Consider the following 2331-nt stretch of genomic DNA (forward strand, 5'->3'; position numbering starts at 1 on the left):
CCTCCCTCCTCCGCCTTGCGATGCACGCACCCCAACGCCGCCCCGCCCGCCCTCCGGGCGGACGACGCGAATTGTCAGACACGCCCCAGTCATGCCGGAGGAGGAGCGGGCGGCCCTGCTGGGCCGGATCCGGGCGTTCCTCGCGGGCTGCCCCGAGACCGCCGACGGCGAGTTCACCCTGCCGATGCTGACCGGGGTGCTGCGCGTCCGGCAGGTGTGACCTACCGGCGTCCGGGGGCCGGCGGCTCGGCGTGCAGCCGCCACATGGTGAGGGCGAGTGTGGCCCGCAACAGGCCTGCGGGCTCGGTGAGTTCGACGCCGAGCGCGGTGCCGGGCTGGTCGAGGCGGCGGGCCACGCTGGTGTGGTGCAGGTGGAGGACGGTGGCGGCCCGGCGCAGGGAACCGGTGGTGCAGTAGGCGTCCAGCGTCTCCAGGTCCTCCGGGCTGCGCTCCGCGATGCGGGCGATCGCCGCGACGTCGGGGTTGGCCCGGACGGTGTCCGCCGGCAGGTCGGCGAGGAGGGCGACGGCGCCCAGTTCGGCGTGGTGGACGACGGGCCGGCGCGGGGTGGTGAAGCGCAGCGCGGTGCGGGCCTCGCGCCAGGACCGGTCCGGGGCCGCGGCGGCGCCGATGCCCGCGCGGATGCCGGGCGGGAGGTGGGTCACGTCGACGGTGGTGGCCAGGACGGCGCCCGCGTCGGCGAGTTGGGCCGCCTTCACCGGGCGGCCGGGGCACAGCAGGGTGCCGATGCGGTCGAGGGTCGGTGTCGTGCCGAGGGTCGGTGCCGCGCCGTGGGCCGGTGCCGTGCGGACGGCGATGGCGTGCACGGGCAGGTCGGCGGCGAAGCCGAGGAGGCGCAGCGCCCGGGCGCGGGCGGCCTCGTCGGTGTCGGCGCCGATGACGAGCTCGACGAGGGCCGGGTCGGCCATGGTGGTGTGGGCGGGGCCGTACCGTTCGACGGCCGTGGCGACGGCGATGGCGAGGCGGTCCAGCAGCAACTCGTCCAAGAGACCTGTGGGGGAAGGGCGTTCGAGCCAGACGGTGCCGATCTCCTCATCGTCGAGGGTGACCGGGGCGGAGGTGGTGACGGCCGGCGCGCCGGGTGCCTCCCGGCCGTCGGACGTCATGCGGATCGTCCGTCCGGTGCCCGCGAGGCGGATGCCGGCCGTGCACTCGGCGAGGTTCGCGGAGGCGCGGGCGAGGGCGGGGAGGTCGACGCGGCGGCGCATCAGCGTGTCGTAGAACATGACGATGCGGACGGCCGCCTCGACGTCCGAGCCCAGTTGCGACATGCGTACCGCCAGTGCCTCCATGGGCCCGAGGATATGCGGGCGCGGGGGAGCGGGGCCCGCGCCGGTCGGTGCGCGATCCCGGCCCATCGCACGACGGTTGGCGGACGACGGGGCGGGCGGCGGCCGGGACGATGGTCGTCATGGATCCCGAACTCGAAGCATTCGTCCCCTTCTTCCCGGACGTCGACCTGAACGACCCCGCCTCCGCCCGGGCGAGCCTCGCCGCGCTGGCCGGCGGCGTGCCCGCGGCGGACGTCCCCGGCATGGTGATCGAGGACCGCACGGTGCCCGCCGACCCCGGCGTCCCGGTGCGGATCTACCGGCCCCGCGAGGCGCGGGGCGCGGTCATCTGGCTGCACGGCGGCGGGTTCGTCATGGGCGGCCTCGACACCGAACACCCGTGGGCGGCCCGGATCGCCGCCGACTCGGGGGCGGTCGTGATCTCGGTGGGCTACCGCCTGGCGCCCGAGCACCCGTACCCCGCCGCGCTGGACGACGTCTACGCCGTCCTCGCGTGGGCCGCGGAGAACGCGGCCGGACTCGGCGTCGACCCCGAGCGGATCGCGATCGGCGGGCACAGCGCCGGCGCCACCCTCGCGGCCGCCGTGGCCCTGCTGGCGCGCGACCGGCAGGGGCCGGCGCTCCGGTTCCAGCTGCTCAACCAGCCCGGGCTCGACGAGCGGCAGGAGTCGTGGTCGGCGCGGACCTTCACGGACACGCCGTGGATGACCCGCGACAAGATCAGCGCGGCCTGGCGGCACTACCTCGGCGACGCCCCCGCCACCCCGTACGCGGCCCCGGGCCGGGCCGAGGACCTCACCGGCCTGCCGCCCGCCCACATCGCCACCGCCGAGTTCTGCCCGAACCGCGACGAGGGCATCGAGTACGCGCTGCGCCTCCTGCGGGCGGGCGTGCCGGTCGAACTGCACCAGTGGGCCGGGACGTTCCACGGCTCGCAGGCGCTGCTGTCGGCGGAGGTGTCGCAGCGGCAGATCGCCGAGCTCGGCGCGGTGCTGCGGCGGGCGGTTGCGGGGTGAGG

General features: G+C 76.4%; 3 protein-coding genes. 2 read left to right on the plus strand and 1 reads right to left on the minus strand.

Annotated features, from left to right (window positions below):
• The first annotated feature begins 91 nt into the window (after nucleotides 1-91).
• The gene (locus AB0O00_RS36155; RefSeq protein ID WP_363658945.1) at nucleotides 92-220 is read left to right on the plus strand and encodes a hypothetical protein; all 129 of its coding nucleotides are present in this window, start codon (nucleotides 92-94) and stop codon (nucleotides 218-220) included.
• A gap of 1 nt (nucleotide 221) precedes the next feature.
• Here the strand turns inward: AB0O00_RS36155 and AB0O00_RS36160 are convergent, their stop codons facing one another.
• Complete coding sequence (locus AB0O00_RS36160; protein ID WP_363658946.1) at nucleotides 222-1313, minus strand: helix-turn-helix domain-containing protein; 1092 nt, start codon at nucleotides 1311-1313, stop codon at nucleotides 222-224.
• A 119-nt stretch (nucleotides 1314-1432) separates the two neighbouring features.
• Here AB0O00_RS36160 and AB0O00_RS36165 point away from each other — a divergent pair, with 119 nt between their 5' ends.
• Nucleotides 1433-2329 (plus strand): alpha/beta hydrolase, encoded by an 897-nt coding sequence (locus AB0O00_RS36165; protein WP_363658947.1) that lies wholly within the window; start codon nucleotides 1433-1435, stop codon nucleotides 2327-2329.
• Nucleotides 2330-2331 lie beyond the last annotated feature (2 nt).

It is taken from the genome of Kitasatospora sp. NPDC093558, from assembly GCF_040683475.1.
Classification (GTDB): domain Bacteria; phylum Actinomycetota; class Actinomycetes; order Streptomycetales; family Streptomycetaceae; genus Kitasatospora.